Origin of the sequence: Enterobacter chuandaensis (assembly GCF_003594915.1) — a bacterium.
GTDB classification, from domain to species: Bacteria; Pseudomonadota; Gammaproteobacteria; order Enterobacterales; family Enterobacteriaceae; genus Enterobacter; species Enterobacter chuandaensis.
Genome location: NZ_QZCS01000001.1, coordinates 62516 through 84040, shown reverse-complemented (window position 1 = coordinate 84040; position 21525 = coordinate 62516). Strand labels below are relative to the sequence as shown.

The following is a 21525-nucleotide window of genomic DNA, read 5'->3' as shown; positions in this document are numbered from 1 at the left end:
GGCAGGCGACAACAGGTTATCTGTAAGGTTATTACGGGTTCACGAAGGTGTTTTTCACCCGCGTTGAGCGCTTGAAATAGGGCACCAGCAGCGCTGCGGCCAGTAACGGGAAAAGCAGCTGGCGCACGGCAAGCGCATCAGACACCGGCGAGAATGCAAACGCTTTAACCGCCAGCAGAACGGAAACGAGCAGCCAGATAATGTAGTGCTTAGGCACACTTTTGCGGCGTTTGAAGAAAGCGATAGTCAGCCACAGGGTGTAGTACCACATCCCGATCGCGAAAACGAACGACAGAAACCACATCGCAATATTCGGCACGCTTTGCGACATCAGCGTCTGGATAGCGTGAGGGGTAATTAATGCGGTGGTATAAAGCAGCAGCGCAAGTGATGCGCTTAACAAGGCAACCAGCAGCCATGCCAGCGGGGCGATTAACCAGCCTCCAATGCGTTCTCCAGGCGTTGCGGTCATGAACTCTCCCATTATCTGCGCGAAATGTATTACAGCCAGTTTGCAGGGCGGAGAGTATATAACATTTCGCGCGGATGGCTACTTTCTTATAAAACGTAACGCCAGACAGACTTCGGCACTTCCCCAACGTTGAACAAGCGTCCGCCGGAGACCAGCTCCGCACGGCGATGATCCGCGGCGCGATACATATTGATAATGTCCTGATTATCCGACAGGGTGTAATTCAGATGGTCAAACAGTTTTTCCAGGCTCTCAAGCGAATTGATCTTGCGAAATTTTAATAAATAGTCCTGAACTGTCATATTAATAAGTTTCCATATAAAAGTGAGTAATACCAGTTACGGTAATTCGGTCGAATAATAAACGGATTAATAAAGACGTAAACAGCCCACTCAGGTAATGCAACGAAATTAGGAGTTTTCTTTGCTGAAAGTATCAGGCATCAGCTGGCGATGCCTGGAAGAGAAGGTTAACCGTGTTCACCAGGGCTGGCAATACGTAACTGACACATTATGTCACTCTTTATGGCCGTAACCGGTTACTTAGGTTGGGCGACCGTAGCAGGCTCCGGCGGCTGGTAGTTATCAATATGGCTGGCGACGCCGAGCAAAATGACCGAAACCCCAAGAACAATCCATCCCGCTAATTCGATGATTCGATTAATAATTGATGCCATGATTCGCTGTTGTAATTTATCCATAAATACAGGTCGCAAATGTTACAGCGCTGTTTCTCCGACGGCAAGCGCTTTGGGAACGATTCCCTTAATCAAAATCAGAAGGTTAATACTATGTAACAAAAATAACCGCTACAGCCTGCTATTTTAAGCTCGATGGCTCATTATTAATGAGGGGAATGCCAGACTGGCCAGTATGAAATAAGAAACGCATAAAAGAGGACCATACGATGAATGATAACATCCGCGTCGGGCTGATAGGGTACGGGTATGCGAGCAAAACGTTTCATGCGCCGCTCATCTCCGGCACGCCCGGCATGGCGCTGGCGGCGGTATCCAGCAGCGACGCCGCCAAAGTCCACGCTGACTGGCCCGTTGTGCCGGTTGTCTCTGAGCCGAAACATCTCTTCAACGATCCGAATATTGATTTAATCGTGATTCCCACCCCGAACGACACGCACTTCCCGCTGGCTAAAGCCGCGCTGGAGGCGGGTAAACACGTCGTTGTCGACAAACCTTTCACCGTGACGTTGTCACAGGCGCGAGAACTGGACGCGCTGGCAAAAAGCCTCGGCAGACTGCTTTCCGTGTTTCATAACCGCCGCTGGGACGGCGACTTCCTGACGGTTAAAACGCTAATCAGTGAAGGCACGCTAGGGGAGATCGTTTTTTTTGAATCGCACTTTGACCGCTTCCGTCCGCAGGTGAGAAACCGCTGGCGCGAGCAGGCCGGTCCGGGCAGTGGTATCTGGTACGATTTAGCCCCGCATCTACTGGACCAGGCCGTGAATCTTTTTGGTCTGCCGGTGAGCATGACGGTCGATCTGGCCCAGCTCAGGCCCGGGGCGCAGACAACCGATTACTTCCACGCGGTGCTCAGTTACCCGCAGCGCCGGATTGTGCTGCACGGCACGATGGTCGCTGCCGCTGAGTCTGCCCGCTATATTATTCACGGCACGCGCGGGAGCTACGTGAAGTTTGGCCTCGATCCGCAGGAAGACCGTCTTAAAAACGGTGAACGTCTGCCGCAGGAGGACTGGGGCTATGATATGCGAGACGGCGTCGTGTCGCGGGTTGAAGGTGAGGAGCTGGTTGAGGAAACCCTGTTAACGATCCCGGGTAACTATCCGGCCTACTACGCGGCCATTCGTGATGCGCTGAACGGAACGGGGGAGAATCCGGTTCCGGCGAGCCAGGCGATTCAGATAATGGAGCTGATCGAGCTGGGAATTGAATCTGCCAAACATCGCGCCACGCTCTGTCTGGCATAATTTTTATATGCCGGGTAAGGCGCAGAAGCCACCCGGCAAAGGGTTTACGCGGTTGCCACCTTATCCCGCAGCGCCTGCTTCTCTTCAGGCGTCAGGAAGGCTATCTCCAGCCCGTTGATCTGCGCCTGGCGGATCTGCTCGCGACTCAGGCCCGCCTGCGGTGCGGCGACGTTATACTCATGGATGATATCCACGCCCTGAACCGCCGGGTCGTCCGTGTTCAGCGAGGCCAGCACGCCGTGTTCAAGGAAGGTTTTCAGCGGGTGCTGGGCCAGCGATGCCACAGTGCTGGTCTGAATGTTGGACGTCAGGCACGACTCAATGCCGATACGCTGCTCCGCCAGGAAATCCATCAGGGCGCGATCTTCTACCGCCTTCACGCCGTGGCCGATACGCTCTGCGCCCAGTTCACGGATGGCCTGCCAGATGCTTTCCGGACCCGCCGCTTCGCCCGCATGGACGGTGATATGCCAGCCGGCATCACGCGCGCGGTTGAAGTGGGAGAGGAACAGACTGCCCGGGAAACCCAGCTCATCGCCAGCGAGGTCGACGGCGGTAATGGCATCGCGGTGCGCCAGCAGCGCTTCCAGCTCCTGCAGGCAGGCGGCTTCGCCGAACGTGCGGCTCATAATGCCAATCAGGCGGGCCTGAACGTCGAAGGTTTTACACCCTTCGCGGACGCCTTCAATGACGGCCTCCACCACGCCTGCAACGGGCAGACTGTGGGTCATCGCCATATAGCCCGGCGAGAAGCGCAGCTCGACGTAATGCAGGCCGTTACGGGCCGCATCTTCGATGTTCTCAAACGCCACGCGGCGGCAGGCATCCAGCGAGGCCAGCATCTTCACGCCCCAGTCGAGCTTGCTCAGGAAGCTGACCAGGTCCGGTTCATTGGAGGTGACCTGTACGTGTGGGATCAACGATTCAAGCGTCTGAGCGGGAAGCGTTAAGTTGAACTGGCGGCCAAGATCGAGGATGGTTTGGGCACGAATGTTACCGTCAAGGTGACGATGAATATCAGTTAAAGGCAGGCGTGTATCAATCATGGTCGCACTCTTTTCTGGTTAAAGTGCGCCATATTATAAAAACAAATCGGGGTAAAAAGCTATTTGCGCAAGGGAATATTCCGTTGCGCAAACAGATTACAGGAGCGCGTTAATCCCGGCGATGAGGCGCTGCACCCCTTGTTCCAGCTTGCTACGCGGGCAGCCAGCGTTCAGACGCACGAACCCATTACCCTCATCTCCGTAGGTATATCCCGGCATGATCGCCACTTTTTGCTGCTCAATTAACACTTTTTGCAGCGACCTGTCGTCAATATTAAGCGGGCGCAGATCAATCCAGGCCAGATAGGTTGCCTCCGGCGGCTGCCAGTTCAGTTTCGGAAAAGCACTGTTTAATTCCTGCGCGATATACAACAGATTCGCTTCCAGATAACCCCGCAAGGCATCCAGCCACGGCGCTCCCTGCTGATAGGCGGCGATATGCGCCGTCAGCGCCAACAGGGAAGGGGAAGAGAGCCCATCCCGGCCTTTTAACGCGCTGAGATAACCTTTGCGGCTCTCTTCGTCGCCAATCAGGCCGTACGCGCCCGTGAGTGCAGGAATATTGAAACTTTTCGAACCGGAGGTAAGAAGCGCCCATTTGCCACGCGCCACCGCGTTCCACGGCGTGTGACGATGTTCACCCCATACCATGTCCATATGGATTTCATCGCTGATCACCGCCACGTCATAGCGCTCACACAGCTCCGCCATCTGCGTCAGTTCCTCCCGCGTCCAGACCTTGCCGGTCGGGTTTTGCGGGCTGCACAGCAGCAGAATTTTGTTTTCCGGTTTAGCCAGCGCCGCTTCAAGCGCCGCCATATTGCCTTGCCAGCCTGCAGCCTGTTTTCCCATCGCAACGGGCACCACATGACGCGAATTACCCCCAATGGCGTTGTAAAACGCATCGTACGCTGGGGTGTGAACCACCACGCCGTCACCGGGCTTCGACCAGAGGCGAATCAGCTCTGACACCATATAGATGACGGAAGGGCCATAAACGATGGTTTCTTTATCAATGCGGCTGTTAAAGCGTTGCTGGAACCAGTGCGCAACGGCGGCAAGAAACTCGTCGTTTTTCCAGCGGCTATAGCCTAAAACGCCGTGGTTGATGCGCTGATGAAGCGCGTCGGTAATGCAGGGGGCAGTGGCGAAATCCATATCTGAGATGGTAAAAGGCAGCAGATCCGCCGCGCCAAAGCGGTCGGCAACATAGTCCCACTGCGTACACCAGGTGCCGTGACGATCCACGACGGTAGAAAAATCAAACATGACGTGCGTCCTTAAAGTAAAACCCCCTCAGAGCGAGGGGGCGAGGCATCAGGCTTCCACTGTTCGCATCAGGGTGGCCAGCTCATCCTTCACCGACTGCACCTGCGGGCCGATAACCACCTGCAAATTGTGCTGGTTTAACTGTACCACGCCGATGGCCCGGTTGGCTTTCAGGGCGTTGGTATCCACTTTTGACATATCCGCTACCGACAGACGCAGGCGGGTAATGCAGTTATCCAGCGAGGTAATGTTATCCGCACCGCCCAGCGCAGCCAGAATGGCCGGGGTGTTGTAACCGGATTTGCCCACGGTCCCGGCCACCGCCTGCTCAACGCTGGTGGCGGTATCGGTATCACGGCCCGGTGTTTTCAGGTTAAAGCGAGTGATGGCGAAGCGGAAGATGCCGTAGTACACCGCAAACCAGATAGCCGCCACGACCGGCACCAGATACCACTTGGTGGACAAGCCGTGCAGGATCCCGAACACCACGAAGTCAATCACGTTGCCGTCGGTGTTGCCGATGGTGACGCCCAGCACCGCCATTACGGTAAAGCCCAGACCGGTCAGCAGCGCGTGGATGAGATACAGCACCGGCGCAACAAACAGGAACAGGAATTCGATTGGCTCGGTGGTGCCGCCCACGACGCAGGCAATCACGCCGGAGATCAGCAGGCCTTTAATTTTATGACGGTTTTCCGGGCGGGCGCAGTGGTACATCGCCAGCGCGGCACCCGGCAGACCGCCGAGGAAGGCCGGCATTTTACCTTGGGACAGGAAGCGGGTGGCGCTTTCGGAGAAGCCGTGGGTCGTCGGGCAGCTCAGCTGCGCCTGGAAGATGGTCAGCGCACCGCTCACGTCGTGACCGCATACCTCCATGGTACCGCCCGCTTCGGTGAAGCGAATCAGGGCCACCAGGATATGCTGCAGGCCGAACGGCAGCAGCAGACGCTCGCCGGTGCCGAAGATCATCGGACCAAAATCGCCCGCGCCGTTGATGATGCGGCCAATGCCGTTGATGCCCATCGCAAAGACCGGCCAGATCAGTGGAATGATCAGACCAAACAGGCCCATCACCACCAGGGTGACAATCGGCACGAAGCGGGTACCGCCGAAGAAGGCCAGAGCATCCGGCAGGCGGATGTTGTGGAAGCGCTCGTGCAGCATCCAGATAATAACCCCGGCGATCACCGCCCCGAGGATCCCGGTATCAATAGACTGGATGCCAATCACGCTCTGAATGTTGTTGGCTTTCAGCACGGCAGCGTCGGTCGTCGGCAGAATGCCTTTCGCAGTCAGCCAGAAGTTAACCGCCAGGTTCATCACGGCGTAACCCACAAACCCGGCAAACGCCGCGACGCCTTTATTTTCGCGCGCCAGGCCCAGCGGGATGGCGATGCAGAACATCACGGGCAGGAAGCTAAACGCGAAGGAGCCGACTTTACTCATCCAGATAAAGATCGCCTGCAGCACGGGAGTACCGAGGAACGGGATCAGCGTGATGATGTCTTTACTGCTCAGCGAGCTGCCGATCCCGAGCATGATCCCGCAGAACGAGAGGAGCGCCACGGGCAGCATAAAGGTTTTACCCAGTTGCTGGAAAAACTCCCACAGCGATATTTTTTGTGCTGCTTTCGCCGTCATAAAACGACTCCTTTATTGTTAAAATCAGTTTGTCTGCTTCAATGCTGCGAGAAGATAAAACGTTTTATCAAAGTTTAGTGCGCGCTGAATCACATTCTCAGGCTTTTACTGGTAGTATAAAGATAACGTATTGATAAAACGTTTTACCGATCTCATTTCAGGGAGTCACGCCGACACATGGCTGTAGCGAAAAAAATCACTATCAACGATGTCGCGCTGGCGGCGGGCGTTTCCGTCAGCACCGTTTCTCTGGTGCTGAGCGGGAAAGGGCGTATCTCGCCCGCAACCGGTCAGCGGGTGAATGAAGCGGTTGAACAGCTGGGCTTTGTGCGTAACCGCCAGGCGTCGGCACTGCGCGGCGGGCAAAGCGGGGTGATTGGCCTGATTGTCCGCGACCTGACGTCACCTTTCTATGCGGAGCTGACCGCCGGGTTAACCGAGGCTCTGGAAGCGCAGGGGCGGATGGTCTTTCTGCTGCACGGCGGGCGCGAGGCCGGGCAGCTTCTCTCCCGTCTCGATATGCTGCTGACCCAGGGCGTGGACGGGGTGATCGTCGCCGGAGCGTCGGGCGTGGGCAGCGAACTGTGCGAGCGTGCCGCCGAAAAGGGCGTGCCGCTGGTATTTGCCTCGCGCGCCAGCTACCTGGACGAGGCGGACACGCTGTGCCCGGATAACATGCAGGCCGCGCAAATGTTGACCGAACATCTTATTCGTCGTGGGCATCAGCGCATCGCCTGGCTGGGCGGGAAAAGCTCGTCCCTGACGCGCGCCGAGCGGGTAGGCGGCTACTGCGCGACGCTGATTAAATACGGTCTGCCGTTCCACAGCGAATGGGTCATTGAGTGTGAATCCAGCCAGAAGAAAGCGGCGGAAGCGATTGGCGCGCTGCTACGAAGCAATCCGACGATCAGCGCCGTGATTTGCTACAACGATGTGATTGCCATGGGGGCCTGGTTTGGCCTGATCCGCGCCGGGCGTCAGAGCGGCGAGGGCGGGGTGGAAACCTTTTTCGGCCATCAGGTGGCGTTAGGGGCCTTCGCCGACGTGGGCGAAAACGCGCTGGACGATCTCCCCATCGTCTGGGCTACCACCCCTGCGCGGGAGATGGGCTACACGCTGGCAGACAGAATTATGCAGCGCATCGACAATACGGATGTCCAGGCCGGGCACCAGATTGTGGCGGCTCGGCTGGTGGCGGTGAAATGATCTCCACTGCACATCGCCCGGCGGCGCTGCGCTTGCACGGGCCTGGAACGGCTCGGGATCGTAGGCCGGGTAAGCGTCAGCGCCACCCGGCAATAAAAAACCCCTCATGCGAGGGGTTTTGACGTTTACTGCTGCGGTGCCGCCGGTACGGCTGGCGCTGCCGGTTCAGCCGGTTCCGGCATCCCCAGCGTCGGCATACCAAACATGCCGACGAAATCTTCCAGCGGCATTTTGTCGCCGTTCAGCGTTACCTGGCCGTTGGTATATTGCAGGCTGGTGGAAATAGTGTTGTCTTCCACTTTGGTGATGCGGAACATCTGACCCATCGCCGCCAGACCTTTCACCTGCTGGCTCGCCAGTTTGCCGGCATCTTCATCGCCGTAGCCTTCCAGCTTCGCAATCTGGGTCATAAACTCGGTCGCCATATCCATCGGGATGGTCAGCTTGCTGTCGAGCGACTTCACGCTGCGATCCACTTCCTGCGCCAGCGTCTGCGGTTCACCCGTGGCGGCGGCCGGATCTTTCAGGAACAGAGACAGGTTAAAGTTGGTTTCGCCTTTGCTGTTTTTCCAGCTCAGCGGCGCAACGGTTATCACCGGCTCGCCTTTTAGCAGGATTGGCAGGTTGTTGAACAGTACCGCCATCGCCTGCTGTTGGTACACTTCCGGGTTCTGCTGCAGCGCGGCATCGGTCAGCAGCGCCTGGCTCTCTTTGCTGTATTTCTGGCTAAATTCGTGCCATGCCTGGCCGTCGATATTGCCGATCTTCAGCGACAGCTTGCCGGTGCCCAGATCCTGATTCTTTACTTTCAGGCTCTTCAGGGTGTAATCCAGCTGGGTATTGATGCTCTTACCGTCTTTGGATACGTCGGATTTACCGTTGACATCCATGCCTTCCAGCACGGCCATCTCTTTGCCTTCGATCGCGACAGCAATTTTATCAACGGAGAGCTTCTGATCGCCGATGCGCTCTTTAAAGTCGGTCATACGGCTGTTGCCGTCGGCTTTCAGGTTGTTAAAGGTAAGCTGAACTTTTTGGTTGTATTCGTTCACGGCGTTGATCAGGCCGCTTTCCGCTTCACCGGTCAGGGAGAAGACGTTGCCGTCCCGATCCGCCTCGACGTTGAAATGACCGCCGCTAAAGGCAACTTTTTCGTTTTCTTTCTCGTAGTTCAGCGCTTTCAGAGCAATATCCGAACTCGTGTCACCGGCATAGCTAATGCGGGTATTAATGTCGAAAGGCGATTCATTCTTCGCCAGGTCAAACAGCGGTTTGGTGACGTCATTATTCACCAGCACGGTATGAACGGACGCCATCGATGGGATCAGGTTAAAGGACTTTAACTGCGCCAGCGGCAGCGGACCGTGGCTCACCACCTCGTCCAGCACCACGCTCTGTCCCGGCTTCAGCCAGCCGTTTTCTGCACCGGCAACCGGCTTCACTACCAGCTGCATACGGCTGGTAAACACACCGCGGTGATAGTTCTGGTAGCTCAGCTCCAGACCCGCCTCCGGCGCGCTGCGCTTAATTTCGCCGTTTGCCTGCGCCACCATCTCTGCCAGACGGCCTTCCAGCTGTTTCCCGGTAAACCAGGAAGCACCCGTCCAGACCACGCCTAACGCTACAATCACTCCAACCGCTACGACCGATTTTTTCATTGCGACTATCCCTAAAATGAAACCAGGCGGTAGAAACCGCCCGGAGATATAAAACCTGCAACTAGCTTAGCAAGAGTTGTTAAAAAATTCAGTAAGTCCCTAAAGCTTATTAAAAACGCGCGCCAGTCGACCGGTGCCGCTCACGCTGACCGGGGACTCATTGGCTGCAACGAATGCAGACTCACCAGGCTGGAGGACCAGACGCTGTTCGCCTTTGTGCAGCGTTGCTTCGCCCTCGACGCAGAACAGGATCGCCGCGCTCTCCTGCGCGATGGTCGTTTCTGTCTGGCTCAGGTCATGCAGGGAGAACGCAAAATCCTCAACCGGAATCGGGAAGTCCAGCTCTGCACCGTTTTTCACCGGCTGAGTCAGCAGTTCCGCGGCAGGCTTCGCCACGAACTTCACGTTGGCAACCAGCTCAGGGATGTCGATATATTTCGGCGTCAGGCCCGCGCGTAGCACGTTATCGGAGTTGGCCATCACCTCCAGCGCCACGCCCTGCAGATAGGCGTGCGGAGTCTCAGCGAACAGGAACATCGCTTCGCCCGGGTTCAGCTTCACCACGTTCAGCAGCAGAGGGGAGAACAGGCCGCTGTCGTCCGGGTAGAATTTGGAAATCAGACGGATGGTCTCCCACGGTTCACCCTGCTGGCTGTCCAGGGCCGCTTTCAGCACCGCCAGCGCGTGAGATTTCTCTTCACCCTGCATATTCAGCAGGCTGGCGAACAGCTGGCTCAGCGCGTCTGCGTTCGGGTTTTCGAGGAAGTGGGCGATAGCCTTGTTGGCACCCGCGACCGGCTGCAGCAGGGAAATGATCTCTGAAAACTCGCGGAACGCGTTCATCGCCAGGAAAGGGGTCAGCGCAAAAACCAGCTCCGGCTTGTGGTTAGGATCTTTGTAGTTACGCTCGGCGGCGTCTAACGGAATACCCGCCGCGTTCTCTTTCGCGAAGCCAATTTCAGACGCTTTCTTGTTCGGGTGAACCTGGATGGAGAGCGGCTGGTCGGCGCACAGCACTTTAAACAGGAACGGCAGTTCGCCAAAGCGCTGAGCTACTTTGTCGCCCAGCAGCGCGGCTTTATCGGCATCAATCACGTCACGCAGGCAGCGTACCTGGCCGCTGGCGTCTTCAATTTTTGAGCTGCTCTTCGGGTGCGCCCCCATCCACAGTTCTGCCATCGGCAGGTTGTTTGGGTTCGCGATACCGTAGAGATCCGTTAACGCAGTTTTACTTCCCCAGGCGTAGTTTTGCACTGAGTTAATGAGTTTTTGCATTATCAAGCCCTGATTCAATTGTGGAATTAACTCCGGGTATTAAAGCAATAAACCACGTGGAAGTAACCTGTGGATGTAAAAAGTCGTACTAGTCTCAGTTTTTGTTAAAAAATTGTGTAGGATAAGCTGACTCGCTTTTAAGCCGGGCAGCGGAACATCTGCCCTGAATAAACAGACCGAAGCAGTAAGTGAGAGACCAATGTCGAATAAACCCTTCCATTATCAGGATCCTTTCCCCCTCAGTAAGGATCAGACCGAGTATTACCTGTTAACCCGCGATCACGTCTCCGTCTCTGAGTTTGAAGGACAAGAGATCCTCAAGGTGGATCCGCAGGCGCTGACGCTGCTGGCGCAGCACGCTTTCCACGACGCCTCGTTTATGCTCCGTCCTGCGCACCAGCAGCAGGTTGCCGATATCCTGAGCGACCCGCAGGCCAGCGAGAACGATAAATACGTTGCCCTGCAGTTCCTGCGTAACTCAGACATCGCGGCGAAAGGCATTCTGCCAACCTGTCAGGACACCGGCACGGCGATCATCGTCGGCAAAAAAGGCCAGCGCGTCTGGACCGGCGGCGGTGACGAAGCGGCGCTGGCGCACGGCGTCTACAACACCTACACCGAAGACAACCTGCGCTACTCGCAAAACGCGGCGCTGGATATGTACAAAGAGGTCAATACCGGCACCAACTTGCCTGCACAGATTGACCTCTACAGCGTCGACGGTGATGAGTACAAATTCCTCTGTATCGCCAAAGGCGGCGGTTCAGCCAACAAAACCTATCTCTACCAGGAAACCAAAGCGCTGCTCACTCCGGGCAAGCTGAAAAATTACCTGGTTGAGAAGATGCGTACCCTCGGCACCGCAGCGTGTCCGCCGTACCATATCGCCTTCGTGATTGGCGGTACCTCGGCGGAAAGCACGCTGAAAACCGTCAAGCTGGCCTCGACCAAATACTACGACGGTCTGCCAACCGAAGGTAACGAGCACGGCCAGGCGTTCCGCGACGTGCAGCTTGAGCAGGAACTGCTGGAAGAGGCGCGTAATCTGGGGCTCGGGGCGCAGTTTGGCGGCAAATACTTCGCCCACGACGTGCGCGTGATCCGTCTGCCGCGTCACGGTGCCTCCTGCCCGGTCGGGATGGGCGTCTCCTGCTCTGCGGATCGCAACATCAAGGCCAAGATCAACCGCGAAGGCGTGTGGATCGAAAAACTTGAAAATAACCCGGGCAAATACATCCCGGAAGCACTGCGTAAAGCAGGTGAGGGTGAAGCGGTTCGCGTTGACCTGAACCGTCCGATGAAAGAGATCCTGGCGCAGCTTTCACAGTACCCGGTTTCGACCCGTCTCTCCCTGAACGGCACGATTATCGTAGGCCGCGACATCGCGCACGCGAAGCTGAAAGAGCGTCTGGACAACGGCGAAGGGCTGCCGCAGTACATTAAAGATCATCCGATCTACTACGCAGGCCCGGCGAAAACGCCTGAAGGCTATGCCTCCGGCTCGTTAGGCCCAACCACCGCAGGGCGTATGGACTCGTACGTTGATCAGCTGCAGGCTAACGGCGGCAGCATGATCATGCTGGCGAAAGGCAACCGCAGCCAGCAGGTGACGGACGCGTGCCACAAGCACGGCGGCTTCTACCTCGGCAGCATCGGCGGCCCGGCGGCGGTACTGGCGCAGGGCAGCATCAAGAGCCTGGAGTGCGTGGAGTACCCGGAGCTGGGTATGGAAGCAATCTGGAAAATCGAAGTGGAAGACTTCCCGGCGTTTATCCTGGTGGATGACAAAGGCAACGACTTCTTCAAGCAGATCCAGTCGTCCCAGTGTTCGGCGTGCGTGAAGTAAATTGAAAAAACCGGGTGGCGTAGCCGCCACCCGACATCTAAAAGAGCGCACAAAGCGCCATACCGTTTCTCAGAAGTCATCAATACTTATCCCTTAAGCATGTGAGCAATCCCTCTTTTGTTATCAAGGAGAAAGTAATGACCACGGTACGCCATGAGAAAGACTCGATGGGCGCCATCGACGTCCCGGCCGACAAGCTATGGGGCGCGCAAACCCAGCGTTCGCTGGAGCACTTCCGTATTTCGACCGAAAAAATGCCCGTCTCGCTGATTCAGGCGCTGGCGCTGACCAAACGCGCCGCGGCGAAAGTGAACCAGGATTTAGGTCTGCTGACGGCAGACAAAGCCACGGCCATCATCAACGCCGCCGACGAAGTGCTGGCGGGCAAGCATCCTGACGAATTCCCCCTCGCCATCTGGCAGACCGGTTCCGGTACCCAGAGCAACATGAACATGAACGAAGTGCTGGCGAACCGGGCGAGCGAACTGCTGGGCGGCGTGCGCGGCATGGAGCGTAAGGTCCACCCGAACGATGACGTCAACAAAAGCCAGAGCTCTAACGACGTCTTCCCGACGGCGATGCACGTGGCGGCGGTGATCGCTATCCGCGAGCAGCTGATCCCGCAGCTCAACGTGCTCAAATCCACCCTCAACGAGAAAGCGCAGGCCTTCCGCGACGTCGTTAAAATTGGCCGTACGCACCTGCAGGACGCCACGCCGCTGACGCTCGGTCAGGAGATTTCCGGCTGGGTGGCGATGCTGGAACACAACCTGAAGCATATCGAGAACAGCCTGCCGCACCTGGCGGAGCTGGCGCTCGGCGGGACGGCGGTCGGTACCGGGTTAAACACCCATCCAGAATACGCGGTGCGCGTGGCGGAGGAGCTGGCAAACATCACCGCACAGCCGTTCGTCACGGCGCCCAATAAGTTCGAAGCGCTGGCGACCTGCGATGCGCTGGTCCACACCCACGGCGCGCTGAAGGGGCTGGCGGCCTCGCTGATGAAAATTGCCAACGACGTACGCTGGCTGGCTTCCGGTCCGCGCTGCGGCATCGGTGAAATCAGCATCCCGGAAAACGAGCCGGGCAGCTCCATCATGCCGGGTAAGGTCAACCCGACCCAGTGCGAAGCCATGACCATGCTCTGCTGCCAGGTGTTGGGCAACGACGTGGCCGTCAACCTGGGCGGCGCGTCCGGCAACTTCGAGCTGAACGTTTATCGCCCGATGGTGATCCACAACGTGCTGCAATCGATTCGTCTGCTTGCGGACGGGATGGAGAGCTTTAACGAGCTCTGTGCGGTAGGGATTGAGCCGAATCGCGAGCGCATCAGCCAGCTGCTCAATGAATCCCTGATGCTGGTGACGGCGCTCAATACCCATATCGGATACGACAAGGCCGCCGAGATCGCTAAAAAAGCGCATAAAGAGGGGCTGACGCTGAAAGCCTCCGCCCTGGCGCTGGGCTATCTGACGGAGGCGGAGTTCGACGCCTGGGTTCGTCCGGAAGCGATGGTCGGCAGCCTAAAATAATCATCCCGCCACATACAGGTGCAGCCGCGGAATAATCAGCTGTAGCGGCTGCGCCTGAGGTCTGTAACGGTGCTGGACATTGTCCGCATCGTAATTCAGCAGTTCCCCAATATCGGGTACCACCGCGCCCTGATCGGCATCGTAAAGCGCAATCAGCGGCGTCGGGCAGGCATATTGCACCTGCTTTTGCTGGCCGGAATACCAGACGCGGGCGATAGGCTGCACCTTCACCGGGCGCTTAATTTTGAGGCGCGTATCCGCCGGTAGCGAGGCGATGCTGTGGTACTCCTGCTCCAGGCGCTCAATCCACTGCTCCCGCGACCACGGTGCGACGGTGCGCGGCGTCTTCAGGCTTTTTTCCAGCTGGGCCAGAATCTCATCCCGGGTGAAGTTTTTAATGATGTGCTTATTCGCCCAGCCGAAGCGCAGCGTAGCGGGGTGGCGCAGTACCGTCAGCGTTCGGTAGGCATTCAGGGTAATCAGCCCCGGAAGCTGGCGGTGCACCCATTCAAACCGGGCGGCAGGGGCGAGGCCGGACTCTTCGGTGATGATCTTTTCAAAGGTCGCTTTCAGGGTGTTGATATGCGCAATCTGGCTTTCCAGCGCTTCACGTGTTGCTGCATCGGTTTGCAGGCAGATGACGCCGGGCAGACGCACGGCCGCCTTACTGCTGCGGTTTTCTGACTGCTGCTGGATAAACAGGCGGCGATAGTGTTTCAGCGCCAGCTCAAGGGCGGCGCTGCCGATGTGCTGTTCGACCTCGATGGTGTCCAGCGGATCATGCTCGGCCCCTTTAGCCACATCCGGCAGGGTAAAGACGCGCGCGGCCAGCAGGCGGCAGGCCTGCAAACGCTCGGTCAGGGTCAGGAGTTCGTGTTCTATTTCCCGAAACGTGCCGTTAAGCCGTTCGATGAGATCGTAGGTCGCCATAAACACTCTCATTAGTTACAACATACTTATCATATAGCACAGCACGCCGGGTCAGGCCAGCGTGCGGTTATGGTCAGGCAGGGACGGGAAGGGCGATGTTATGGTACACCGGCCAGCTAAAGCAGAAGCGCGCGCCGCCGAGGTCGCTCTCCTCGCAGTGCACCGTGCCGCCCATCGCCTGCGCGATAGAGTAGACAATCGCCAGCCCCAGGCCGCATCCGCCGGTAGCGCGATCGCGGCTGGGGTCGAGGCGGACAAAGGGTTCAAACACGGTTTCTCGCGCTTCCGGGGCAATTCCCGGGCCGTCATCCTCCACCGTCAGGCTGGCCTGATTGCCCTGCAAATCCAGCCCAATCTGGAGCGTACTCTCGCTGTAGCGCATGGCGTTATTCATCAGGTTGTCCAGCACGCGCTCCATCAGGCGCATATCGAGCGCGCCGTAGTCACCCGGGGTGACGCGCGTCAACAGCGTGCGCTGCGGGTTTACGCTCTGAACGTCGTCAATGTGGGTTTGCAGCCAGGCGGGGAGATCCGGCGTGCTGAGGTTCAGCTCGTTTTGCGGGCGGTCGAGGCGCGCGTAGGTCAGCAGCTCCTCAATCAGCGCTTCTAGCTGGCCAATGTCGCGGTTAAGCGCCTGATTCTCTGCCTCGGTCAGATTCTCGCTCATCTCCAGACGATAGCGCAGGCGAACCAGCGGCGTGCGCAGCTCGTGGGCAATTCCGTCGATCAACTGTTTCTTACTGGCGATCAGCGCATTGATGTTATCGGCCATCTGGTTAAAGGCCACGCCCAGACGTTCAAAGCTGGAACCGCTGTCGAAGTGAATGCGCTCGGTAAAATGCCCCTCGCCAAAACGCTGCGCGGCGGACTCCAGCTTCAGCATGTCCTGCCAGTGTGGGCGCATCCAGATAAAGACCGGAAACGCGAGCGAAATGGCGATAAAGGCCATCAGCGCCATGTCCAGCAGACGCATCTGGTGCAGATAATAGAGATAGGGCACCGGCCCGACGGCCAGCACGTAATGGCTGCGCGGAATGCGCTGGATAAACGTGTATTTCTCATCCTGCGCGACGATATCCCCGTCGCGCAGGCGCTGCATGGTGGGCGGATCTAAATCGAAATCTTTTAACGGCTCAATGCGTAAATCAAACGACAGGTTCAGGTCCAGCTCTTTCAGGGTTTTCGCCCAGTCGTGCGGCGGGATCTCTCTCAGCTCGCTGCGCATCAGATACAGCGAGCTTTTCATCAGATCGTCCAGCGACTGTCTGCCCGCACGTTCGGCGGTGAATTTATAGACCAGCCCGACCAGCATGGTCATCACCAGGAAGCAGACAAACAGCAAAAGATAAAACTGCACAAACAGCTTTTTCATTGGATCTCACCGAAGAAACGCTTTGTGCAGAATATACATGAAAACCCGTCGATATTTTCATGTCTGTGAAGCGTGTTACATGGCATTCGTGCTGTTTTTTACCCTGGCGATGAGTGTTTCCGTTATGGCCAGACCTTCCGCAATCTGTGGATCGATCACGGCGGTCCCAAATTCGTTAATTAAATCCAGGAGTATTTCGTAAGACTGGATAAGTTCAAGGAGGTCAATGAGCGCTTTTTGATCGGCGCGTGAGGGTGAGGAATGGCTAAACGCTGCCTGATTAACAATCCATTCAAGATTGGTTTTGATGGCTTCTACTTCATGGTAGCTATACATATTTCATGGGCTTAAATCCTCATTTCAAGATTTTATGGGAGAGAATGTGCTGAAAAGGTGTGGCCTTATAGCTGGCCGGCGCGGCTTAAAGGAGAGAACGTTTGAGTATTAATTATGGATTAGTTCGCGCGCTTATCAAGTTAATTGTTGCGCAAACGTGTAAATTAACGCGCGAAAGAAAGGACTTCTACGCATAATGCCTTCATTTCGCGCACGTTATCTTTTTATCAGGTTTCCCAGGCGTGCGGGGCAAACAGATAACCCTTATTACGCACGGTTTTAATGCGGTAGGGCTCGGTGGCGTTATCCTGCAATTTTTTGCGCAGACGCGAGATCGCCACGTCAACGCTGCGATCCATTCCGTCATAGCTCACGCCACGAAGGTTTTTCAGCAGCGCGTCGCGGTCCATGATTTGCCCGGCATGCGTGGCCAGCTCCCACAGCAGGTCAAAATCAGCGGTGGAAAGGGCAATAAGCTCGCCGGAAAGCAGAACCTGGCGGTTAACCGGGTCAATAGACAGCGTACCGAAGCGCATCGCTTTGTGCGGCGTCAGAGACGGCGCGGGCGCTTCGCGTTCACTGCTGGCGTGCTGGCGTAAATGCAGGCGCAGGCGGGCCAGCAGGACGGCAGGCGGTGTGGTTTTCAGAATGTAGTCATTGGCCCCCATCTCCAGCGACAGAATATGGTTCATATCGCTATCCAGTGAGGTGAGCAGAACGATAGGGCCGTCCCAGCGGGCGCGCAGGTCCCGGCAGAGTGTCATGCCGTCTTTGCCTGGCAGCATGATGTCCAGCAGCACTAAATCCGGGTTTTCACGGACGACCACCTCTTCGGCACGATCGCCGCGAGGCTCAACAATGACGTCCATATCATGTTTACCCAGATAGGCGGCGATCAATTGCCCGACTTCGGGTTCGTCTTCAACATAAACAATCTTATTCATACAGCGTCTGTTTTCGTGAAAAAAGCCAACATACACCGCGGAACCTTAACCTTCCATTAATCTTTCTAAATTAACGCCGCTTCCGTTATTCTGACGTTTCTTGTTATTTGATTGTCATAAGGAAAAATATGGGGCTGGTGATCAAAGCCGCGCTGGGGGCGCTGGTGGTGTTACTGATTGGCATTCTGGCAAAAACCAAAAATTACTATATTGCCGGGCTGATCCCGCTGTTCCCGACCTTTGCGCTCATTGCCCACTATATCGTGGCCTCTGAGCGGGGTACGGAAGCGCTACGCACGACCATTGTGTTTGGCATGTGGTCAATCATCCCCTATTTTCTCTACCTGCTTTCCCTGTGGTATTTCACCGGTTTTCTGCGGCTTCCCCTGGCGCTGGGCGGGGCAGTGGTCTGCTGGGGACTCAGCGCCTGGGTGTTAATATTCTTCTGGAGCCGCTTTCACTAGCGCAGCGGGCGGCCGCCGTCCACGGCAAAGGTTCTGCCGGTGACGTAGCAGCTGGTGAGCAGGTAATCTACAAGATCGATCACCTCTTTCTCGCCTGGGGCAATTTTCATCAGCGACTTATTCAGCGCCTGCTGGCGGTACTCCGCATCATCATGTTCGTTAAACAAAATCATCGCCGGGGCGATGGCGTTCACCTTCACCTCGGGCGCGAGCTTGCGGGCAAAGGAGCGCGTCATGTTATCCAGCGCGGCTTTGCTGGCCGCATAGGCGATGTGCTTGTCGCTGCCGCGCTCCACCACATAATCGGTGAAGTGGATAATGTCACCCGCCGCATGCCCGTGGCCGCGCAGCAGATCCTGCAGCGCGTGGTTGAGCAGATAGGGGGCATTTACGTGGATCTGCAGCATGGCGGAGAGCGTATCGCTGAGTGACGTACCGGGCTTCTCAGCACACCATGCGCTGGCGTTATGGATCACCGCACGTAACCCCGTCACGGAGGATTTTATCTGTTCAGCAAAGGCCAGAATGCCTTCATCGGTGGAAAAATCAGCCTGAATGCAGACCGCCCCGGCCTGGCGCAGCCCGTCAATCGACGGGTATTCTGTACGGTAGCTGACAATGACCGGATGGCGAAGGTTGAGAAAGTGATGGGCGAGGGCGAGGCCGATACGGCGACCTCCACCGGTAATCAGTATTGGGCGAAGCGGTGCATTTCCCATCGTATTCTCCTTTACAGTTCAACAATGGGAAAGGCGGTGCTATCCCATTAACATCCAGGTTGCCGGTACGGCAGCAACCAGTAACATCCCGATTAAGGCCATTTCACGGCGTTTCAGCGCGTTCTCCAGCTGATGCGTGCGGCGGGCGTAGATAAACACCAGCAGACCCGGTGCGTACAGCACCACTGACAGCAGCAGATGCATAGGCCCGGAAGCATACAACAACCACAGGCCGTAAATACAGGCCCCGATACCCACGACATAGTGCGCCGGTCGCGTGGCGATTTTTAACAAATATGCCCCCACTAAGAAATAGGGTACCAGAATCATCTCCGAGGCGATGGTCAGCAGGGTGTTATAGTCTGAACCTGTGAGCCAGATCAGCACCAGACAGACCTGAACGCTGATGTTGGTCAGCCAGAGTGAGGCTGACGGCGCATTATTTTGGTTTTGACGGGCAAACAGGCGCGGGAACGCCTTGTGCGTCGCGGCCAGGAACGGCACTTCAGCCGCCATGATGGTCCAGCTCAGGTAAGCGCCGCAGACGGAGACGATCAGCCCTGCGGCAATCACCACGTCGCCCCAGGGGCCGAGCATTTTCACCATCAGGCCTGCCATGGACGGGTTACGCATTTCGGCCAGCTCAGGACGCGCCACCACGCCCAGCGACAGCAGCGTCACCAGCAGATACACCCCCAGCGCCGCCAGGACGGCCAGCAGCGTGGCGCGGCCCACATCGCGTTTATTACGCGCGCGGGCAGAGACCACAACGGCACCCTCAACGCCGATAAACACCCACAGGGTAATCAGCATCGTGTTTTTCACCTGTTCCCAGACCGGAACGCCCAGCGCAATGCCGCTGAAATCAAGCGAAAACACGTCGAGACGAAACGCAATGAAGGCCAGCACGATAAACAGGCCAAGGGGGACCAGTTTCGCCAGCGTCGCCACCAGGTTGATGCTGGCGGCGGTCTGGACACCACGTAAAATCAGCCAGTGAACAATCCACAGCAGCACCGAGGCGCCGACGATGGACTGCCAGGTATTACCGTCGCCAAACAGGCGCAGCTCGGGGGTATCGGTAAAGAAACTGAGCGCCGAGAAGACGATCACCAGATAGGAGACGTTGGCGATGACCGCGCACAGCCAGTAGCCCCAGGCGGAGCAGAAGCCAATCAGCTCACCGAAACCTTCACGTGCATAGGTGAAAATGCCGCCGTCCAGATCCGGGCGAATGCGCGTCAGCAGCAGCATGGCAAACGCCAGCAGCAATATGCCGACACCGGTAATGCCCCAGCCAATGAGCAGGGCGGCAGGGCTTGCGACGGCCGCCATGTTCTGCGGTAAACTGAATACGCCCGCGCCCAGCATTGAGCTCAATACAAGTGCAGTTAAAGCACTCAGGCCAAGTTTCTTTTCCATTGGCTTCCTGTTATGAAAAGTCCCAATCCAGAATAATTATTTCGCTGAGGCGCATAAAAATGGTGGATCACACTAAGGCGCGGGATTTTACGGAGTGTAACGAAAGCATGCAATGATGTGTGGCAGAAATTCAAAAAAAGTAACAAAAAAGGCGGCATTGCGCCGCCTTTCGTAAACGATTTTGTTACTTATACAGATCGGCGCTGATGGTCACGTTATTGCCACGTTCCTGCCACTGGCGGGTGATGTGGTAATACTTAGCCCCTTTCTTCGCCGCACGCTTCGCGACCTGGTAAGAGACTTCCGTCATGTTGCCGTAGTTGCCGGTAAACTTGATGCTGTCGAACGGTACCATCTGCGCGGCAGTGGCTTTGTTCAGCTCTTCAATTTTGGTGCCGTCCGGCAGCGTCACAGAGTAACGACCACCTTTCGTGGATTGCGTTTCAAAGAAACGACCCACTTCAGCGCTTGGCGCCGCAGAGGTCGCTACGCCTGGAATTTCGACTTTCTTCGCTTCTTCGCCGCCTTTTGCTATCGCCGCGCGACCCGCTTCGGAGTCAGCAGGGATGGCGTCCGGGCTCTGCAGAACGCGTTTTTTCGCATCTTCTTTGTAGATGAATGCGGTAATGCGCTGGTTGCCGCCCTGGTTAGCATCCACCTGACGGACGATATAGAAAGAGTAAGCCCCTTTCTCTTTCGCGGCTTTGGTGATGGCATCGTTCACTTCAGGCTGGCTGCGATAGAAGCCCTGAACGGTGACGGTGTCGTAAGGTTCCAGCTCAATCGCCTGATCTTTTGGCAGCTCAACGATACCGTTGATCACGCGGTTTTTCGGCGCGTCAGCTTTTGGCGCATTATCTTTATACAGCGCAATGGTCACGCGCTGGTTACCGCTGTTGCCGTAATCGGACTGGTCAACAACGTAAAACGAGGCCGCTCCGTTTTTATCCGCGGCTTTTGATGCGGCGGCGACAGCATCGCCAATAGAATTATAACGACCCACAATGACCGTATGGTCAAAAGGTTTTAACGCTGCCGCTTGCTCTGGCGTTAACTCTGTTGCGGCATTCGCAGACAGGGCGGTCGCACAGAGAAGTGCGGACGCCAGGAGTGTGTTCTTAAGCTTCATAAAAATAATCCTTCGCCTTGCGCAAACCATGTACTGGTATTGTTGTTAATTTGAAACGGTCCCGATTATGGCATTTAAAACCCGTCGCTGTCTGCGCCATTTTTCACTGCCTGTGCTCACTGAATTAACGAATTCGATAACATTTAGTGATATGTTGAAAAAACAGGCGTTTGACAAGCAAAACTGATAAAGCATATGACTTTTACAAGTTAATTTAATGTTAATAACTTGTTCTCTTATGGCGCTATATCATGTTTTTACCGCTTCGCTTGCGCGATTTATCGGTTCTGGCGATGAATTTAAGGTAAATATCACTG

At 56.4% G+C, this 21525-nt stretch carries 20 protein-coding genes; 5 read left to right on the top strand and 15 right to left on the bottom strand.

Annotation, left to right across the window (positions count from 1 at the left end; all coding sequences use genetic code 11):
• Positions 1–31: 31 nt before the first annotated feature.
• The 3 genes from D5066_RS00390 to blr form a co-directional block, all read right to left on the bottom strand.
• Positions 32–472, bottom strand: a complete 441-nt coding sequence (locus D5066_RS00390; RefSeq protein ID WP_080327304.1) for a DUF2569 domain-containing protein — start codon at positions 470–472, stop codon at positions 32–34.
• An 86-nt stretch (positions 473–558) separates the two neighbouring features.
• Positions 559–774 carry a transcription modulator YdgT gene (ydgT, locus tag D5066_RS00385; RefSeq protein ID WP_013096896.1) on the bottom strand — a complete coding sequence of 72 codons (216 nt, stop codon included), beginning with the start codon at positions 772–774 and terminating at the stop codon, positions 559–561.
• A 236-nt stretch (positions 775–1010) separates the two neighbouring features.
• Positions 1011–1136 (bottom strand): division septum protein Blr, encoded by a 126-nt coding sequence (gene blr / locus D5066_RS00380; RefSeq protein ID WP_170289847.1) that lies wholly within the window; start codon positions 1134–1136, stop codon positions 1011–1013.
• 242 nt (positions 1137–1378) lie between these two features.
• Between blr and D5066_RS00375 the strand changes: the two genes are divergently transcribed.
• The gene (locus D5066_RS00375; RefSeq protein WP_119914719.1) at positions 1379–2419 is read left to right on the top strand and encodes an oxidoreductase; all 1041 of its coding nucleotides are present in this window, start codon (positions 1379–1381) and stop codon (positions 2417–2419) included.
• A gap of 44 nt (positions 2420–2463) precedes the next feature.
• Here D5066_RS00375 and add read toward each other — a convergent pair whose 3' ends face one another.
• The 3 genes from add to malX all read right to left on the bottom strand — a co-directional run bounded on the left by add (position 2464) and on the right by malX (position 6375).
• On the bottom strand, positions 2464–3465 hold the full coding sequence (add, locus tag D5066_RS00370) for an adenosine deaminase (protein ID WP_119914718.1): 1002 nt from the start codon (positions 3463–3465) through the stop codon (positions 2464–2466).
• A 96-nt stretch (positions 3466–3561) separates the two neighbouring features.
• Positions 3562–4734 (bottom strand): MalY/PatB family protein, encoded by a 1173-nt coding sequence (locus tag D5066_RS00365; protein WP_119914717.1) that lies wholly within the window; start codon positions 4732–4734, stop codon positions 3562–3564.
• A 48-nt stretch (positions 4735–4782) separates the two neighbouring features.
• Positions 4783–6375, bottom strand: coding sequence for a maltose/glucose-specific PTS transporter subunit IIBC (malX, locus tag D5066_RS00360; protein WP_119914716.1), 1593 nt, complete (start codon positions 6373–6375; stop codon positions 4783–4785).
• Between the two features lie 177 nt (positions 6376–6552).
• On the opposite strand from malX, the gene D5066_RS00355 reads away from it, so the two are divergent.
• Positions 6553–7581 carry a Mal regulon transcriptional regulator MalI gene (locus D5066_RS00355; RefSeq protein WP_119914715.1) on the top strand — a complete coding sequence of 343 codons (1029 nt, stop codon included), beginning with the start codon at positions 6553–6555 and terminating at the stop codon, positions 7579–7581.
• 125 nt (positions 7582–7706) lie between these two features.
• On the opposite strand, the gene D5066_RS00350 is transcribed toward D5066_RS00355, so the two are convergent.
• Positions 7707–9239: a YdgA family protein gene (locus D5066_RS00350; RefSeq protein ID WP_119914714.1), complete on the bottom strand. Its 1533-nt coding sequence runs from the start codon at positions 9237–9239 to the stop codon at positions 7707–7709.
• A gap of 99 nt (positions 9240–9338) precedes the next feature.
• A complete protein-coding gene (manA, locus tag D5066_RS00345; protein WP_119914713.1) occupies positions 9339–10514 on the bottom strand; it encodes a mannose-6-phosphate isomerase in 1176 nt (391 codons plus the stop codon).
• Positions 10515–10713: 199 nt separating this feature from the next.
• Between manA and fumA the strand changes: the two genes are divergently transcribed.
• The gene (fumA, locus tag D5066_RS00340) at positions 10714–12360 is read left to right on the top strand and encodes a class I fumarate hydratase FumA (protein WP_119914712.1); all 1647 of its coding nucleotides are present in this window, start codon (positions 10714–10716) and stop codon (positions 12358–12360) included.
• Positions 12361–12497: 137 nt separating this feature from the next.
• A complete protein-coding gene (fumC, locus tag D5066_RS00335) occupies positions 12498–13892 on the top strand; it encodes a class II fumarate hydratase (protein WP_119914711.1) in 1395 nt (464 codons plus the stop codon).
• On the opposite strand, the gene tus is transcribed toward fumC, so the two are convergent.
• The 4 genes from tus to rstA form a co-directional block, all read right to left on the bottom strand.
• Positions 13893–14822, bottom strand: a complete 930-nt coding sequence (gene tus, locus D5066_RS00330) for a DNA replication terminus site-binding protein (RefSeq protein ID WP_119914710.1) — start codon at positions 14820–14822, stop codon at positions 13893–13895.
• Positions 14823–14895: 73 nt separating this feature from the next.
• Entirely contained in the window at positions 14896–16194 is a 1299-nt protein-coding gene (gene rstB / locus D5066_RS00325) for a two-component system sensor histidine kinase RstB (RefSeq protein WP_119914709.1), read from the bottom strand.
• 75 nt (positions 16195–16269) lie between these two features.
• Positions 16270–16530 (bottom strand): hypothetical protein, encoded by a 261-nt coding sequence (locus D5066_RS00320; protein WP_119914708.1) that lies wholly within the window; start codon positions 16528–16530, stop codon positions 16270–16272.
• A gap of 227 nt (positions 16531–16757) precedes the next feature.
• On the bottom strand, positions 16758–17474 hold the full coding sequence (rstA, locus tag D5066_RS00315; RefSeq protein ID WP_061099676.1) for a two-component system response regulator RstA: 717 nt from the start codon (positions 17472–17474) through the stop codon (positions 16758–16760).
• A 128-nt stretch (positions 17475–17602) separates the two neighbouring features.
• On the opposite strand from rstA, the gene D5066_RS00310 reads away from it, so the two are divergent.
• A complete protein-coding gene (locus tag D5066_RS00310) occupies positions 17603–17938 on the top strand; it encodes a GlpM family protein (RefSeq protein WP_014883596.1) in 336 nt (111 codons plus the stop codon).
• On the opposite strand, the gene folM is transcribed toward D5066_RS00310, so the two are convergent.
• The 3 genes from folM to ydgH all read right to left on the bottom strand — a co-directional run bounded on the left by folM (position 17935) and on the right by ydgH (position 21208).
• On the bottom strand, positions 17935–18657 hold the full coding sequence (gene folM, locus D5066_RS00305; RefSeq protein ID WP_080327290.1) for a dihydromonapterin reductase: 723 nt from the start codon (positions 18655–18657) through the stop codon (positions 17935–17937). The two genes, D5066_RS00310 and folM, sit on opposite strands and share 4 nt — an antisense overlap.
• 39 nt (positions 18658–18696) lie before the next feature.
• Positions 18697–20079, bottom strand: coding sequence for an amino acid permease (locus D5066_RS00300; protein WP_119914707.1), 1383 nt, complete (start codon positions 20077–20079; stop codon positions 18697–18699).
• Positions 20080–20263: 184 nt separating this feature from the next.
• Positions 20264–21208, bottom strand: a complete 945-nt coding sequence (gene ydgH / locus D5066_RS00295) for a DUF1471 family protein YdgH (RefSeq protein WP_028012941.1) — start codon at positions 21206–21208, stop codon at positions 20264–20266.
• Between the last annotated feature and the right edge of the window lie 317 nt (positions 21209–21525).